Origin of the sequence: Streptomyces sp. NPDC090798 (assembly GCF_044768965.1) — a bacterium.
Lineage (GTDB): Bacteria > Actinomycetota > Actinomycetes > Streptomycetales > Streptomycetaceae > Streptomyces.
Genome location: NZ_JBIVXA010000005.1, coordinates 1 through 15718, shown reverse-complemented (window position 1 = coordinate 15718; position 15718 = coordinate 1). Strand labels below are relative to the sequence as shown.

The following is a 15718-nucleotide window of genomic DNA, read 5'->3' as shown; positions in this document are numbered from 1 at the left end:
AGCGCTCCGAATGCGCCCAAAGTGCGCCCCCATACGCACGGTCGGAAGTCTCCCTGGGCGAAGTCAGGTTAGGCTCACCTCTGTGAGTACGTGCACGACCGTGTCCCGGGACCTCGACGAGCCCCTCGCGGGGACCGCGGCGACCGCGAGGACATGGCTGCTCCTCGAACAGCCGGGCCCCTGGGGTGCCAAGGCGCTCACGTCGAGCCACCTGGACCCGGCGCTCGGCCGCGCACTCGAGGCCGCGGCCCAGGACACCGGGGTGCGGATCGCACTCATCCGCCGCCCCGGGCGGCACGCCGACTGCGGTACGCCCGCCGAGCGCCAGGTGTACGCGGCTCACACCGCCCCGGGCAACGTGTGGCTGCACAGCGCCACGACGTGCGCTCCCGAGCGGTTGCTCGACCTGGACTTCACCGCGCTCGGCACGGGAGACCCGCGCACCTTCGACACGGCGCTCCAGGGTCGGCGCCACACGGGCGACCCGCTCGCGCTCGTCTGCACCAACGGCAAGCGCGACCGCTGCTGCGCACTCCTGGGCCGGCCCCTCGCGGCGGAACTCGCCGCCTCGGGCGTGGCGGGCGCGTGGGAGGTCACCCACCTCGGCGGTCACCGCTTCTCGCCCACCCTGCTCGTCCTGCCGTTCGGCTACGCCTATGGGCGGGCCGAGGCCCACGCGGTCAAGGAGATCCTCCAGGGCGTACGGCAGGGCCGCGTCGTCACGGAGGGCTGCCGTGGCAACTCGGCGTGGGAGCGGCCCGGGCAGGCGGCGGAGCTGGCCGTGCGCAGGGCCTGCGGAGAGCACGCCGCGGAAGCCCTCGGCGTCGTGCGCACGGACGGCGCGGCGCCGCGCTGGGAGGTGACCGTCGCCCACACCGACGGGCGCCTGTGGCGCGTCATCGTCGCGCAGGGCGCCTCACTGCCGCCCCGCCCGGAGAGCTGCGGTTCGGCACTGGGTTCCCCGGCCCGGATGGACGTGGTGGCCGTACGGGAGATGCCCCGGGCCGCGATCCCCATGGCCTGTTGACCGAAGCTCCTGAACGGGCCGGCCCATACCCGCCGACCACGGCTTCCCCACACGCCGCTCAAGAGATCCACGCCACACTCCCTTCGGCGCGGCGCGCGCTCCCCCGTACCGTCATGGGTATGAGCCCCACTCCCCCCGCACGACGACTGCGCCTCGGTCTGCCGCGGCGGGCGTTCTCACAGGTGCTGCTGATGCAGGTGGCGATAGCCGCCGGGGTCGCCGTGCTCGTGACCGGGCTGTTCCTCGCCCCGCTCAGCGCCCAGCTCGACGACGAGGCCATGCGCCGGGCGCTCGCGATCGCGCAGACCACGGCGGCCCAGCCGCAGATCGCCAGGGACCTGCAGACGACCCTGCCGTCCGTGAAGGGCCCCGTACAGGTCGCCGCGGAACGGATCCGCAAGGCCAGCGGGGCCGAGTACGTCGTGGTGATGAACACGCACTGGGTGCGCTGGTCGCACAAGGACACCTCACAGATCGGCGAGGTCGTCTCGACCAGCCCCAGGAAGGCCCTGGCCGGCAAGGACGTCATGGAGATCGACACCGGCACGCTGGGGCGCTCGGCCCGCGGCAAGGTACCGCTGCGCGACGCCGACGGGCACATCATCGGCGCGGTCTCGGTGGGCATCAAGTACGACAGTGTGCGCGCCCGGCTGATCCACGCGATCCCGGAACTCCTCGCGTACGCGGGCGGGGCGCTGGCCGTCGGCGCGTTCGCCGCGTACCTGCTCTCCCGACGGGTCCAGCGGCAGACCCGTGACCTGGCCTTCTCCGACATCTCGGCGTTGCTCGCGGAGCGCGAGGCGATGCTGCACGGCATTCGGGAGGGCGTCATCGCCCTGGACCGTGCCGGCCGCGTACGGCTCCTCAACGACGAGGCGCAGCGCCTGCTCGGGCTCGACGCGCAGGCCATCGGCCGGCCGCTCGACGACGCGCTCGGGCCGGGCCGCACGACCGATGTGCTGGCCGGACGGGTCACCGGCACGGATCTGCTGACGGTGCGCGGTCAGCGCGTCCTGGTCGCCAACCGCATGCCGACCGACGACGGCGGCGCCGTGGCCACCCTGCGCGACCGCACGGAACTGGAGCAGCTGGGCCGTGAACTCGACTCGACCCGCGGTCTGATCGACGCCCTGCGCGCGCAGGACCACGAGCACGCCAACCGGATGCACACGGTCCTGGGGCTGCTCGAGCTGGAGATGTACGACGACGCCGTGGAGTTCGTCGGCGAGGTGGTCGGCGACCACAGGGTCACCGCGGAGCAGGTCACCGAGAAGATCCACGATCCGCTGCTGGCCGCCCTGCTGGTCGGCAAGGCCACGGTGGCGGCCGAGCGCGGGGTGGCGCTCTGGGTCGCGGACGGTACCCGGCTGCCCGACCGGCTGGTCGACCCGCGGGGGCTGGTCACCGTCGTGGGCAACCTGGTCGACAACGCACTCGACGCCGTCGCGGGCACCCCGCACGCGCGTGTGGAGGTCGAATTGCGCGCCGAGGGACGCACGGCCGTACTGCGCGTACGGGACACCGGGCCCGGAATTCCGGCGGAGCGGCGAGAGCTGATCTTCACGGACGGGTGGTCCACCAAGAAGCCACCCGCGCACGGCAAACGCGGACTCGGGCTCTCCCTGGTGCGCCGGCTCGCCGAGCGGCAAGGAGGCAGCGCGGAGGCGGCGGAGGCCGACGGAGGGGGCGCGCAGTTCACGGTCGTACTGCCGGAAGCGCTCACGGAGGCCGGTCTCGGGTCGGCGGAAGGTCCCATGTTGGCGGAAGGTCTCGTGCCGACAGAAGGCCTCGTGCCGGGCCCGGAGGGCGAACCCGGCCGCGGGCCCGCACCGGAACTCGTACGACAGCCGGACGCGTTCTCCAAGGACACCACCGGCGCCACCGCCGCCACGACCGCCGAGGAGGAGTCGCGATGATCGAAGTCCTGGTCGTGGACGACGACACGCGGGTCGCGCGGGTCAACGCCGCGTACGTCGACAAGGTGCCGGGCTTCCGTGCCGCCGGCGAGGCGCACAGCGCCGCCGAGGCGCTGCACCGGATGGAGACCCTGCCCCACCTGGACCTGGTCCTCATGGACCACTACCTGCCCGACGAGACGGGCCTCGCGGTCGTCCAGGAGATGCGGCGGCGCGGCCACCAGACCGACGTCATCATGGTGACCGCGGCCCGCGACATCTCGACCGTCCAGGCGGCCATGCGGCAGGGCGCCCTCCAGTACCTGGTCAAGCCGTTCGCCTTCGCGGGCCTGCGCGCCAAGCTGGAGGCGTACGCGGATCTGCGCCGCACACTCGACGGCGGCGGCGAGGCCGAACAGGCCCAGGTGGACCGGATTTTCGGCGCCCTGTCGGCGAGTGCGGAGCCGAACCTGCCCAAAGGACACTCCCCCACGACCGCGGAGCTCGTCCGGCGGGCCCTGGTGACCGCCGAGGGGCCGCTGTCGGCCCAGGAGATCGCCGAGGAGACCGGGCTGAGCCGCCAGACCGCCCAGCGCTATCTGAAGCTCCTGGAGCGCACGGGACGGGCCAGGCTGACCCTCAAATACGGCGACGCGGGCCGCCCGGAGCATCGCTACGTCTGGGCGACCCGCGCCTGAGGGCACGGCCGAAGAGGGGGAGGTCCTGAAGAGGCGGCCACGGGGCGGGGGAAGAGGCCGCGCCCCGCTCCGGGCCCGCGGCGGCCTTAGCCAGTGACGGCCTTCTTCACGAACTCCGTGGTGTACGTCTTGCTCAGGTCCACCTTGGCGTTCTTGATGTTGGGGTTGAACGCCTTGAGCACCTTCTCGACGGTCGCAGGGCCGTCCACGGGCATCACGCCGTCCTTGGTGAACATCGGCAGCGTGCTCTGGATGGCGGTCGCGTAGAGCGTCTTGTTGCCCTGGGAGTAGTCGGCGGGCATCTTGGCGGCGATCTCGGAGGCGCTGTGCGTGGACATCCACTTGAGGGTCTTCACGAAGGCGTTGGCCAGCTTCTGGACCGTCTCCTTGTGGCCGTTCACCCAGTCCGTCTGCATGTAGAGGCTGGACGAGGGATACGGCCCGCCGAGCGCCTCCTGCGATCCGCTCGGCGTACGCATGTCGATGAGCACCTTGCCGAGGCCCTTCTGCAGGACCGTGGCGACGGTCGGGTCCGTCGTCATGCCGCCGTCGATGGCCCCCTTCTGGAGCGCCGAGACGAAGGTCGGACCCGCGCCCACGGCGACCGGCGCGAACTCGCTGACCTTCACACCGTTCTTGACCGCGAGGTACTTGGTGAGGAAGTCGGTGGAGGAACCGAGCCCCGTGACGCCGAGCTTCTTGCCCTTGAAGTCCTTGGGCGAGGTGAGGTCGTCCGCGCGCTTGTTGGAGACGATCTCCACCTCACCGGGCGCGTGCGAGAACTGCACGACGGACTCCACGGCCTTGCCCTTGGTCTGCAGGTCGAGAGTGTGGTCGTAGAAGCCGACGGCGCCCTGGACCTGTCCCGACACGAGTGCGGTCTCCGCCTGCACACCGGCCGGCTCACTCAGGAGTTCGACATTCAAACCCTCGTCGTTGAAGTAGCCGAGCCGCTGCGTAAGCATCGCCGGCATGTAGATGACCTTGTCCAGGCCACCGACCATGATCTTGACGTGCTCCCCCTTGCCGCCGCCCCCGTTGCTGCCGGAGTCGGCGGTGGTGGAGGCCGCGTCGTTGGCGCAGGCGGTGAGCGAGGAGAGGGCGAGCAGACCGGCGGCTGCCAGCGCGGAGTATCTGGCGGTCTTGCGCATGATGGGTCACGTCCTTGTGAGAGGGCAGTGCGGGAAAAGGGGTGCCCTGGAGAGCGCTGAGCGAAAAAGGGGGCACCCTGGAGAGCGCTGAGAGGAGATCGGGCGCCCAGAAGAGCTCCGAGAGGAACTCCGGCTCCGTGGGCGGGTGTTGTCGTCCGCCGATCAGCTCTCGGAGTCCGACGGCTTCCAGCGGAAGATGCGGCGCTCGGCGAAGGTGAGCAACCCTTCGGCCAGCAGGGCGACGACGGCGAGGATGACCATCGCGGCGTACACACCGGCCGCGTTGAAGGTGCCCTGGGACTGCGCGACGAGCAGGCCGATGCCCTTGGTGGCGCCGATGTACTCGCCGACGATCGCACCGATGAGGGCGAAGCCGAAGCTGACGTGGAGGCTGGTGAAGATCCACGAGGTGGCGGAGGGGATGACGACCTGGAGCGTCACCCGGCGGTCGCTCGCCCCCAGGATCCGGGCGTTGGCGACGAGGTTGCGGTCGACCTCACGGGCGCCTTGGAACGCGTTGAAGAAGACCGGGAAGAAGACCAGGACCACGGCCGAGGCGACCTTGGAGGCCGGCCCGAGCCCGAACCAGATCACGAAGATCGGCGCCAGGACGATCCTGGGTATGGAGTTGAGCACCTTGATGTATGGACCAAGGACATCGGCGAGGAAGGCGATGCGGCCCAGCGCGATACCGAAGACCACGCCGGCCACGACTCCGATGACCCAGCCGAGCAGTGCCTCCTGGAGCGTGTACCAGACCTGCTCGCCGAGTGAGCCGAGCGCCGTCCCGTGGGTCACCCAGGTGTAGACCTGGTCCCAGATCTTCGACGGCATGGAGAAGTTGAACGGGTCGATGATCTTGGCGCGTGCGAACACCTCCCACAGGCCGAGCACGGCGACCAGGAGCACCGCACGGGCGACGGCGACGATCATCCTGCGTCGACGGGCGGCACGGGCACGGGAGTGGGCGCGTCCCGGCTTGGCGGGCTCGGTGGCGGTCGCCGCGACGACGGTCTCGGGCATGACGTCAGGCGACATTCGCGGCGCCCCTCTCTCGGGTGATGCGGACCTCTTCACCGAGGGACTCCCAGATCTCGCGGTAGATCTCGATGAACCGCGGCTCCAGGCGCACCGATTCGACCTTGCGCGGCCTCGGCAGATCGATGTCGAAGACCTGCTTCACGGTGGCGGGGCCCGCGGTCATCACGACGACCTTGTCGGCGAGCGCGATGGACTCCTCCAGGTCATGGGTGACGAAGACGACCGAGGCACCCGTGCCCTCCCACAGCTCCAGCAGCTCGTCCGACATCAGGGCCCTGGTCTGCACGTCGAGCGCCGAGAACGGCTCGTCCATCAGCAGGATCTCGGGGTCGTTGACGAAGGTCGCGGCGAGGGCGACGCGCTTGCGCTGACCGCCGGAGAGTTGGTGCGGGTAGCGGTCCTCGAAGGCCGACAGACCGACCCTGGCCAGCCATTCGCGGGCCCGCTGCTTGGCCTCCGTCTTCGGCACACCGCGAAATCGCGGGCCCGCCATGACGTTGGACAGGACCGTGCGCCAGGGGAAGGTGGCGTCCTGCTGGAAGACGAAACCGACCTTGTCGCCGACGCCCGCGACCGGCTCACCGGCCACCAGGACCTCGCCCTCGGTGGGCTCCTCCAGACCGCTCACCAAGGTCAGGGTGGTGGACTTCCCGCAGCCGGTGGGGCCGACGACCGCCACGAACTCGCCACGGCCGATGGTCAGATCGAGCTCCCTGACCGCCGTGTGCAGACCCCCTGACGGGGTCTTGAAGATCTTGCTCGCGCCCCGCAGCTCAATGGCGGGGCTGGTGTCTGCGCTCATGGCCCGGGACCGTAGATGTGGCGCGGGCCACAGCATCAGTCTTCTGGGCGCAAGGCCTTCTTATGCTTGCAAGAGTCTGTTGTGCTCGTTTTGCTCGCGCTACAACAGCGGAGCCGAAACACGGGCTTAACGCTCGCCAGGCCTTGAGAGAAAGAGGCCCGATGATTGACGTCCTGGTCGTGGACGACGACTTCCGCGTCGCTGAGATCAACGCGAAGTACGTGGGGAAGGTTCCCGGATTCCGGGTGGCCGCCCGCGCGCACAGCGCTGCCCAGGCCCTGGCCGCCGTGGAGCGCGCGCCCGTCGACCTGGTACTGCTCGACCACTATCTGCCCGATCAGACGGGCCTCGAACTGGTACACCGCATGCGCGAACGCGGCCACGGCACCGACGTCATCATGATCACCGCGGCCAGCGATGTGACAACCGTGCAGGCCGCGATGCGCCTGGGCGCCCTGCACTATCTGGTCAAGCCGTTCACCTTCGCCGCGCTGCGCACCCGCCTCGACTCGTACGCGGCCCTGCGGCGCACCGTCGACCGGGTCGGCGGGCGCGGCGTGGCGGGTCAGGAGCAGGTCGACCGGATCTTCAGCGCCCTGCGCACCACGCCCGTCCCGTCGTCGCCGGGGCTGCCCAGCGGCCACTCGGAACCCACCACGGACCTGATCTGCGGTGTCCTCCACCGCGCGAGCCAGCCGCTGTCGGCCCACGAGGTCGCGGCCGAGACCGGGCTCAGCCGCTCCACCGCCCAACGCTATCTGCGCCACCTCGAACAGGCGGGACGGCTGCGCCTCTCGCTCAAGTACGGCGACACTGGCCGCCCGGAACACCGGTACGCCTGGCTGGCGCCCTAAGTCCTGTCGTCGCATTCCCGTCTGCCCCACGTCGAGCCCATGGCTGGCACCCACCCGGCGCACTCCGTACGTCGCTGGGCCGTACGTCGCCGGGGGGCGCCCCCGCTCGCTGGGGGGCGCCCCCCGGACACTCACCTGAGGCCGCCTCAGACCGCCCCAGCTCCTGTCAGCGAGCGCACCTCGGTCTCCGCGTGCTTGGCCTCGTCCGGGGGCTCCGCGGACGTGACCGTGCCCAGCCAGCCCGCCAGGAAGCCGAGCGGAATCGACACCAGGCCGGGGTTCTGCAACGGGAAGTACTGGAAGTCCACGCTCGGGAACAGCGAATCGGGACTCCCCGACACCACCGGCGACAGCAGGACGAGCAGCAGCGCGGGTACCAGGCCCCCGTACACGGCCCAGACGGCGCCGCGGGTCGTGAAACTCCGCCAGAACAGCGAGTACAACAGCACCGGCAGGTTCGCGGACGCGGCGACCGCGAAGGCAAGGCCCACCAGGAAGGCCACGTTCAGGTCGCGGGCCAGCAGCCCGAGCGCGATCGCGACCACCCCGATGCCCACCGCCGCCGTACGCGCCACGGCGACCTCGCTGCGGGGCTTCGCATGCCGACGGCGCAGCGAGGCATAGAGGTCGTGGGCCACGGACGCCGAGGACGCCAGGGTGATCCCGGCGACGACCGCGAGGATCGTTGCGAAGGCAATGGCCGCGACGACGGCAAAAAGAACCGTTCCTCCCGCAGAGTTCGCGCCGCCGCCCAGATCAAGCGCGAGCAGCGGAACCGCCGTGTTGCCCGCCGCGTTCGCTCCCCGCACCGCCTCCGGGCCGACGATCGCCGCCGCGCCGAAGCCCAGCACGATCGTCATCAGGTAGAAACCCCCCATGAGCCCGATCGACCAGACCACCGAGCGCCGCGCGGCCCGTGCGGTGGGCACGGTGTAGAAACGCGACAGGATGTGCGGCAGCCCGGCCGTTCCGAGCACCAGCGCGAGCCCCAGGCTGATGAAGTCGAAGCGCGCCGTCCAGTCCCCGCCGTACTTCAACCCGGGTGCGAGAAACGCGTCACCGTGCCCGCTGCGCTCCGCCGCCGAACGCAGCAACTCGTTCACGTCCCCGTGGAACCGCACCAGGACGAGCACGGTCAAGGCGATGGAACCGCTCAGCAACAGGACCGCCTTGACGATCTGAATCCACGTGGTGGCCCGCATCCCTCCCAGCGACACATAGATCACCATGAGCGCGCCGACGCCGACCACCGTCCAGTTCCGCGCGGCCTCGCTCGAGCCTCCCAGCAGCAGCGCGACCAGGCTGCCCGCCCCGACCATCTGCGCCACCAGATACAGAACGGACACGGTCACCGAGGAGGTTCCCGCCGCGATCCGCACCGGCCGTTCGTTCATCCGGGCCGCGACAACGTCGGCGAGCGTGAACCGCCCGCAGTTGCGCACCAGTTCGGCTACCAGGAACAGGACGACCAGCCAAGCGACGAGAAACCCGACGACGTACAGCAGCCCGTCGTAGCCGTAGAGCGAGATGAGCCCGGTGACCCCCAGGAACGACGCCGCCGACATGTAGTCGCCCGAAATGGCAAAACCATTCTCCATCGGCGAGAACAACCGGCCGCCTGCATAGAACTCCTCGGCCGACCCGTGCCGGTTGCGACTTACCCACGTCGTGATCCCCAGCGTCACGGCCACGAACGCGCTGAACAGCAGCAGCGCGAGCGTCTGATGGTTACCGGTCACCGCTCACCGCCTCTGACGCTCCGGGTCAGCTCCTGGGTGTCCCAACGCAGATCGAGCGCGGCCCGGTCCCTGCGCAGCCGCGCATGCCGCGCGTACGCCCAGGTGAGCAGAAACGTGCTGAGGAACTGCCCGAGCCCCGCCACCATCGCCACGTTCACCGCGCCGGCGACGGGCCGGGCCATGAACCCGGGCGCCGTCGTCGCCGTCACCACATAGCCCACGTACCAGGTGAAGAACACGGCGACGCCCGGCACCACGAACCTCCGGTACCGGCTGCGCACCTCCTGGAAGGCCGCGCTGCGCTGCACCTCCAGATAGACGTCGGCCGTCCCCCCCGTGCGGCCTTCGTGCTCCAGGCGCGCGGACGGCACGGTGGGAGCGGGCGCGCCCGTGCCGTCCAACTCACCCCAGCCGGAGGCGAGCGCGTCGTACCAGGGGTCATCGAACCGGACCTCCCCGGTATCGCGACCGTCGTGCTTCTCCACCGAACTCTCCTTGTCCGCGACCCTTTTTCGGTCGCGTGCCCAAGGATGGACAGATCGGGAAGATCCCGGACTCTTCTCTCCGCGCTCTTCACCCCATCAGGTGACTCATCGCGTCGGTGGCCGTACGAGACCCTTCCCAAAGGCGTACCGCACCGCCTGAGCACGGTCCTTGAGGCCCGTCTTGGCGAAGAGGTTGTTGATGTGGGTCTTCACGGTGGCGGTGGAGACATGCAGCCTGCGAGCGATCTCCTGGTTGGTGAGGCCCTCGGCGATCAGCAGCAGCACCTCGGTCTCCCGCGTGGTGAGCCCATCGGGCGGCTCCACGGGCACATCGGCCGCGGGCGCCGGCTCCGACAGCCGTTCCAGCAGTCGCCGTTGGATACTCGGCGAGAGTCCGGCGTCCCCCGACAGCACGCTCTCCACCGCGCGCACGATCTCGTCACCGCCCGCGTCCTTGGTGAGATAGCCACGGGCTCCCGCTCTGAGCGCGGGGAACAGCGACTCGTCGTCCGCGTACGTGGTGAGCACGACGACCTGTGTCCCCGGATGCTCGGCGCGAATGCGCCGGGTCGCCTCCACGCCGTCGCAGCGCGGCATGCGCAGGTCCATCAGCACGACGTCCGGGGCGAGCTCGGCCACAAGTGCCACGGCCTCGTGGCCGTCCCCGGCCGCACCCACGACCTCGATCCCCGGCAGCAGGCCCAGCAGCATCACAATGCCTTCGCGCACCACGGTCTGGTCGTCCGCCACCACGACCCGAGCCGGCTTCCTGGTCTCCTCCTCCGTCATACGGGCACCCTCAGCGTCACCACGAACCCCTCCTCGTCCGGCCCCGCCTCCAACGAGCCGCCCAGCAGCTCGGCACGCTCCCGCATGCCCAGCAGACCGTACCCGGCACCCGCACCGCTGAGTTCGCCCGGCGGTCCTCCCGAGTCCCGTACGCCCAGGGTCACTTCGTGCTCGCCGTACTCGAGCCGCATATGGACCTTGGCGCCCGGCGCATGCTTGCGGACGTTCGTCAGGGCTTCCTGCGCCACCCTGCGCACCGCCTGCGATGCCTCGGCGGGCAGCGGCTGCCGTTCACCCGCGACGGTGATGTCGGCGCCGTCCGCCGTGGCGACCAGCTCGCTCAGGAAGTCCTCCACCGGGGACATCTCCCCCCGAAGGGCGGAGAGCGCCTGCCGGGTCTCGGCCAGCCCCTCACGGGCCATCCCACGTGCAGCCACCACCCGCTCGAGGATCTGCTCCCGGTCGGCACCCCGCTCGATCAGCAGCCGGGCCGCCTCCAGATGCACCATCTGCGCCGAGAGACTGTGCGCCAGGACGTCGTGGATCTCCCGCGCGATCCTGGCCCGCTCCGCGAGCGCCGCGGACTCCGCCTCGGCCACACGAGCCGCCCGTTCCTGAGCGAGCAACCGCTGGGCACTGCCGCGGGCCTCCGCGTCGAGACGCAGCACGTATCCGGCCAGGGCCAGACCCCCCGCGGTGGCCGCCGTGGTCAGCCAGACGTCGTTGTTGACCGCCGCGAACGCGCCCAGTGCCACGGAGGCGGCAGGCAGTGCCGCCGCGAGAGGCAGCCTCTCTGTGGCGCTGACGGCGCACCCGCACCACAGAACGATGGCCGGCACCCGGAAGCCCGTGCTCACTCCCACCGTCGCGATCGCGAGCAGCAGGGCAAACAGTGCCAGAGACGGCAGCAAACGGTGTTCGAGCGTGGTCCGCCAGAAGGCCCACGCCGCCAGCCCGCAGACGAGGACCCCCAAAACGCCCGCCGCGATCTTCCAGGCGCCCAGATGACCGCTCGTGAAGGTCGTCCACAGGAGCAGGCCGAGGGCGAAGAGGCGCGCGGCCCAGGCGAGCGCGCGCCTGGGCTTGGCCACTCCGGCTCGGGACAGCGCCTCGCGGGAGGGCCAGCGCTTCAAGGCGTTCTCCGTCACACGCGCTCCTTCCACGAGCCCTGGGGCACGTCGTCACCGTACGCCGTCGCCTGCGCGACGGCCGGGTGCAGAGACTGAGAGCGCCAGGCCAGAATCCCGGAGCGGACCAGCAGAGTGGCCGCGAGGGCGAGCAGCAGGGCGGAGCTGTCCTGATGGACGCCCAGCAGGGTGCCGATGCCGAACAGCCCCAGGCGCAGGGCTATGCCCACACCCCAGACAGCCGCGCTGGCCTTGGTGCTCTTGCTCCACAGCGAACCATCCGGCTCCGCCCATATCCGTGTCGTCCACCCCCACGCGGCTCCGATGGCCAGCCCGATGAACAGCTCCGTCCCCAGCAGCAGAATCGCCTCGGTCCGATGGTGGATGTCGATCAGGCCCGGCTCACGCAGAGCGATCACGGCCAGGACGGCGGGCACGATCCACCAGCGCCTGTCCGTGCTGATCCTGCGCGTACGGAACTGGCGCGCGACGACCAGCACAACAACGGCGAGGATCACCAAGGCATTGACGAGCCCGGACATCACGACCTCCGTGGGCGAGGAAGAACGGGTCCCGACAGCGAGCGCTGTCGACGCCTTCGACGCTACGGAAATCGGCAGCTCAGCAGATCGGAGCCGGGGTGGATCGCGGGTGGATCCACACCCACCCCGCCCCTCCACCCACGGGTGGAGCCCCCACGGCCCGCACCCGCCAACCGCGCTCCTCGCCCCCGCCGCCGCTGCCCGTTACCCGTCCCATCCCTGGGGGCTGCGCCCCCCCAGACCCCCCTGTCGGCCTGAACGGCCTCGTCGTCAAACGCCGGACGGGCTGAAGGACGCACGCCAACCCTTCTCACGGGCGCGGGAAACGGCACGCCGCCCAGCCCCACCCACCCGCAGCCGGGCCTCCCACGGAAGGGCCCGTGGCGGTGCGTGGCAAGCGCGTCGCTTACGCCCGGATCGAGCAGCGGCTCCCTTGCCCGGCCCGCGTCCGATCCGGCGGCGACGGGCTCGACGTACCGCCACGGCCCCGACCCACCACAGCCACCCGGCACCGCCGGCGCAGCGCCTACGCGTCGATACGCGACCGATCCAGCGTCGCCGCAGAGCTGGAGATGAACTCCTTACGAGGAGCGACATCGTTCCCCATCAGCAGGTCGAAGACCTGCTCGGATGCCTCCAGGTCGGAGATGTTGATCCGCCGCAGCGTCCGGTGGCGCGGGTCCATCGTCGTTTCCGCCAGCTGATCGGCGTCCATCTCGCCAAGACCCTTGTAACGCTGGATCGAGTCCTTGTAGCGCACGTTCTTGCGCTGCAGCTCCAGCAGCGTCTCGCGCAGCTCACGGTCCGAGTACGTGTAGACGTACTTGTCCTGGCCCTTCTTGGGCTGACTCAGCTCGATGCGGTGCAGCGGCGGCACCGCCGCGAACACCCGCCCCGCCTCGACCATAGGCCGCATGTACCGCTGGAACAGCGTCAGCAGCAGAATCCGGATGTGCGCGCCGTCGACGTCGGCGTCGACGAGCAGGATGATCTTCCCGTACCGCGCCGCGTCGATGTCGAACGTCCGCCCGGACCCGGCCCCTATGACCTGGATGATCGCGCCGCACTCGGCGTTCTTGAGCATGTCCGTGACGGACGCCTTCTGGACGTTGAGGATCTTGCCGCGAATCGGCAGCAGCGCCTGGAACTCGGAGTTCCGGGCCAGCTTGGCGGTGCCGAGCGCGGAGTCTCCCTCGACGATGAACAGCTCGCTGCGCTCGACGTCGTCGCTGCGGCAGTCCGCGAGCTTGGCGGGCAGCGAGGAGGACTCGAGGGCGGTCTTCCGACGCTGAGCGTCCTTGTGCTGGCGGGCCGCGATCCGCGTACGCGCGGCAGCGACGGCCTTCTCCATCACGACCCGGGCCTGCGCGGCCGCGTCCCGCTTCGTGGTGGTCAGGAAGGCCTTGAGTTCGTTGGAGACCACGTTCGTCACGATCCGGCGGGCCGCCGAGGTACCGAGGACCTCCTTGGTCTGGCCCTCGAACTGCGGCTCCGCGAGGCGCACGGTGACGACGGCGGTCAGGCCCTCCAGGGCGTCGTCCTTGACGATGTCGTCCTCGGCGACCCGCAGCAGCTTCTTGGCCCGCAGCACCTCGTTCATCGTCTTGGCGACGGCCTGCTCGAAACCGGCGACGTGGGTGCCGCCCTTGGGCGTGGCGATGATGTTCACGAACGACTTGAGGTTCGTGTCGTAGCCGGTGCCCCAGCGCAGCGCCACATCGACGCCCAGCTCACGGGTGACCTCGGTGGGCGTCATCTGCCCATGGTCGTCGAGGACCGGGACGGTCTCCTTGAAGGTGCCCTGCCCGGAGAAGCGGAGGACGTCGCATACGGGCTTGTCGGTGGCCAGGTACTCGCAGAACTCGCTGATGCCGCCGTCGAAGCGGAAGGACTCCTCGCCCTTGCTGCCGCCCTCGCCGAGCCCGTATTCGTCACGGACGACGATGGTCAGACCGGGCACCAGGAACGCGGTCTGGCGGGCGCGCTGGTGCAGGTTCTCCAGGGAGAGCTTGGCGTCCTTGAGGAAGATCTGTCGGTCGGCCCAGTAGCGCACGCGCGTGCCGGTGCGGGTCTTGGGGATCCGCTTCAGCTTGCGCAGCCCGCTGGTCGCATCGAAGGCGGCCTCGGGACCGTCCGCCTTGAACGCTCCCGGGGTGCCGCGACGGAAGCTCACCGCGTGGGTGTGGCCGCCACGGTCCACCTCGACGTCCAGACGGGCGGAGAGCGCGTTCACCACGGAGGCACCCACGCCGTGCAGACCGCCGGAGGCCGCGTACGAACCGCCTCCGAACTTGCCGCCCGCGTGCAGCTTGGTCATCACGACCTCGACGCCCGACATGCCGGTCTTGGGCTCCACGTCGACCGGGATGCCGCGGCCGTTGTCCCGCACCTCCACCGAGGCGTCGTCGTGCAGGATCACGTCGATGTGGTCACAGTAGCCCCCGAGGGCCTCATCCACGGAGTTGTCGATGATCTCCCACAGGCAGTGCATGAGACCGCGGCTGTCGGTCGAGCCGATGTACATGCCGGGGCGCTTGCGTACGGCCTCGAGCCCCTCGAGGACGAGCAGGTGCCGCGCGGTGTAGTTGGAACCGTCCCGGTCTGCTCCGGTCAGCAACGCTGTGGACGGCACGGACGTGTCGGCGGTCACGCGGTTCGCTCCTCGCTGAATTTCAGATGGGACCCTTTTGGGTAAGGGGCCGGCTTCGGTCTCCGGTCAGAGGGTACCGAGGCCTGGTAGAGCCGTTGTAACGCCACCCTCGCATGAACTCAGACTAGTCCAGGCTCGCATGAGTGTTCGATCCCTCGATGGAGTGAAGTACATATCACGTTCCCTTCCAGGCATGAACCATTTAGGCTCCGGGCACGTCCTCATGAACAACCGGCAAGCCAGCCGGGGAGGACTGACCCTGACAGACAGCGCGAACCCGTAAGACACAAAGACACGTAATACGGCTCATTCGCCGCCACCCGGCAGCAGACAGCCGCCCCGGAAGAATTTTTCGAGGAAAAGCCACGAGCGGGAACGTTTTCGGCCTGGTTGGATGTTGACCCTGGTACGACAGCTCGTCGAGCTAGAGAAGAGGCGACGTGACTACTGTTCTGACCCCCGCGAGCCCGCTGACGGCCGCTGACCGCTGCGACCGTTGCGGCGCCCAGGCATATCTGCGCGTCGTCCTCCTCAGCGGCGGTGAACTGCTCTTCTGCGCCCACCACGGGCGTAAGTTCGAGCCGGAACTCAAGAAGATCGCCGCTGAGATACAGGACGAGACGGAGCGACTGACGTCGGTCCCGGCAACGTCCAACGACGAAGAACGCTGACACTTCGCGTCAACGACGACGAGCCAGCTCTGGCAATAGGCCGGTGTACGGGCGGTCACCCTGCTACTCGGGGTGGCCGCCCGTATGCGTACCGCTTCCCGGCGGTGCGGTGCACCCACCAGAGCCCGTGGGGGGGGGGGGGGGGGGGGGGGGGGGCGGGGGGGGGGGGGGGGCCCCGCGCCGCGGGCGCGGGGGGGGGGGGGGGGGGGGGCGCGCCCCCCCCCCCCCCCCCCCCGCCCCCCCCCCG

General features: G+C 70.0%; 14 protein-coding genes. 5 read left to right on the top strand and 9 right to left on the bottom strand.

Translation table 11 applies throughout. The annotated features are described in order from the left end of the window. Positions 1-82: 82 nt before the first annotated feature. The 3 genes from ACIQTP_RS12660 to ACIQTP_RS12650 all read left to right on the top strand — a co-directional run bounded on the left by ACIQTP_RS12660 (position 83) and on the right by ACIQTP_RS12650 (position 3620). A complete protein-coding gene (locus ACIQTP_RS12660) occupies positions 83-1027 on the top strand; it encodes a sucrase ferredoxin (protein WP_403399149.1) in 945 nt (314 codons plus the stop codon). Positions 1028-1146: 119 nt separating this feature from the next. Then, a complete protein-coding gene (locus tag ACIQTP_RS12655; protein WP_403399146.1) occupies positions 1147-2943 on the top strand; it encodes an ATP-binding protein in 1797 nt (598 codons plus the stop codon). After that, a complete protein-coding gene (locus ACIQTP_RS12650; protein WP_402038683.1) occupies positions 2940-3620 on the top strand; it encodes a response regulator in 681 nt (226 codons plus the stop codon). Before ACIQTP_RS12655 ends, ACIQTP_RS12650 begins: the two co-directional genes overlap by 4 nt. Positions 3621-3706: 86 nt before the next feature. On the opposite strand, the gene ACIQTP_RS12645 is transcribed toward ACIQTP_RS12650, so the two are convergent. The 3 genes from ACIQTP_RS12645 to ACIQTP_RS12635 all read right to left on the bottom strand — a co-directional run bounded on the left by ACIQTP_RS12645 (position 3707) and on the right by ACIQTP_RS12635 (position 6614). Continuing rightward, the gene (locus ACIQTP_RS12645; RefSeq protein WP_403399143.1) at positions 3707-4771 is read right to left on the bottom strand and encodes an ABC transporter substrate-binding protein; all 1065 of its coding nucleotides are present in this window, start codon (positions 4769-4771) and stop codon (positions 3707-3709) included. A 162-nt stretch (positions 4772-4933) separates the two neighbouring features. Then, on the bottom strand, positions 4934-5809 hold the full coding sequence (locus ACIQTP_RS12640) for an ABC transporter permease (protein ID WP_403399141.1): 876 nt from the start codon (positions 5807-5809) through the stop codon (positions 4934-4936). Then, positions 5799-6614 (bottom strand): ABC transporter ATP-binding protein, encoded by an 816-nt coding sequence (locus ACIQTP_RS12635; protein WP_054229902.1) that lies wholly within the window; start codon positions 6612-6614, stop codon positions 5799-5801. The genes ACIQTP_RS12640 and ACIQTP_RS12635 overlap by 11 nt, the downstream gene beginning before the upstream one ends. 161 nt (positions 6615-6775) lie before the next feature. Here ACIQTP_RS12635 and ACIQTP_RS12630 point away from each other — a divergent pair, with 161 nt between their 5' ends. Next, positions 6776-7468 (top strand): response regulator, encoded by a 693-nt coding sequence (locus ACIQTP_RS12630; RefSeq protein ID WP_403399138.1) that lies wholly within the window; start codon positions 6776-6778, stop codon positions 7466-7468. 146 nt (positions 7469-7614) lie between these two features. Here ACIQTP_RS12630 and ACIQTP_RS12625 read toward each other — a convergent pair whose 3' ends face one another. The 6 genes from ACIQTP_RS12625 to ACIQTP_RS12600 all read right to left on the bottom strand — a co-directional run bounded on the left by ACIQTP_RS12625 (position 7615) and on the right by ACIQTP_RS12600 (position 14800). Next, positions 7615-9207 carry a cation acetate symporter gene (locus tag ACIQTP_RS12625; protein WP_403399136.1) on the bottom strand — a complete coding sequence of 531 codons (1593 nt, stop codon included), beginning with the start codon at positions 9205-9207 and terminating at the stop codon, positions 7615-7617. Next, positions 9204-9692 carry a DUF485 domain-containing protein gene (locus ACIQTP_RS12620; RefSeq protein WP_403399134.1) on the bottom strand — a complete coding sequence of 163 codons (489 nt, stop codon included), beginning with the start codon at positions 9690-9692 and terminating at the stop codon, positions 9204-9206. The genes ACIQTP_RS12625 and ACIQTP_RS12620 overlap by 4 nt, the downstream gene beginning before the upstream one ends. A 105-nt stretch (positions 9693-9797) precedes the next feature. Next, entirely contained in the window at positions 9798-10481 is a 684-nt protein-coding gene (locus ACIQTP_RS12615; RefSeq protein ID WP_403399132.1) for a response regulator, read from the bottom strand. After that, positions 10478-11629, bottom strand: coding sequence for a sensor histidine kinase (locus ACIQTP_RS12610; protein WP_403399130.1), 1152 nt, complete (start codon positions 11627-11629; stop codon positions 10478-10480). The genes ACIQTP_RS12615 and ACIQTP_RS12610 overlap by 4 nt, the downstream gene beginning before the upstream one ends. Continuing rightward, on the bottom strand, positions 11626-12150 hold the full coding sequence (locus ACIQTP_RS12605; protein WP_403399128.1) for a DUF1453 domain-containing protein: 525 nt from the start codon (positions 12148-12150) through the stop codon (positions 11626-11628). Before ACIQTP_RS12605 ends, ACIQTP_RS12610 begins: the two co-directional genes overlap by 4 nt. Positions 12151-12676: 526 nt before the next feature. Next, on the bottom strand, positions 12677-14800 hold the full coding sequence (locus tag ACIQTP_RS12600; RefSeq protein WP_352051115.1) for a DNA topoisomerase IV subunit B: 2124 nt from the start codon (positions 14798-14800) through the stop codon (positions 12677-12679). A gap of 440 nt (positions 14801-15240) precedes the next feature. On the opposite strand from ACIQTP_RS12600, the gene ACIQTP_RS12595 reads away from it, so the two are divergent. Next, positions 15241-15471, top strand: a complete 231-nt coding sequence (locus ACIQTP_RS12595; RefSeq protein ID WP_075030622.1) for a hypothetical protein — start codon at positions 15241-15243, stop codon at positions 15469-15471. The last annotated feature ends 247 nt before the right edge of the window (positions 15472-15718 follow it).

Bases quoted from the DNA above. Each gene is read 5' to 3' on its own strand.
- ACIQTP_RS12655 (WP_403399146.1), top strand. From the start codon at position 1,147: ATGAGCCCCACTCCCCCCGCACGACGACTGCGCCTCGGTCTGCCGCGG.
- ACIQTP_RS12650 (WP_402038683.1), top strand. From the start codon at position 2,940: ATGATCGAAGTCCTGGTCGTGGACGACGACACGCGGGTCGCGCGGGTC.
- ACIQTP_RS12645 (WP_403399143.1), bottom strand. From the start codon at position 4,771: ATGCGCAAGACCGCCAGATACTCCGCGCTGGCAGCCGCCGGTCTGCTC.
- ACIQTP_RS12640 (WP_403399141.1), bottom strand. From the start codon at position 5,809: ATGTCGCCTGACGTCATGCCCGAGACCGTCGTCGCGGCGACCGCCACC.
- ACIQTP_RS12635 (WP_054229902.1), bottom strand. From the start codon at position 6,614: ATGAGCGCAGACACCAGCCCCGCCATTGAGCTGCGGGGCGCGAGCAAG.
- ACIQTP_RS12630 (WP_403399138.1), top strand. From the start codon at position 6,776: ATGATTGACGTCCTGGTCGTGGACGACGACTTCCGCGTCGCTGAGATC.
- ACIQTP_RS12615 (WP_403399132.1), bottom strand. From the start codon at position 10,481: ATGACGGAGGAGGAGACCAGGAAGCCGGCTCGGGTCGTGGTGGCGGAC.
- ACIQTP_RS12605 (WP_403399128.1), bottom strand. From the start codon at position 12,150: ATGTCCGGGCTCGTCAATGCCTTGGTGATCCTCGCCGTTGTTGTGCTG.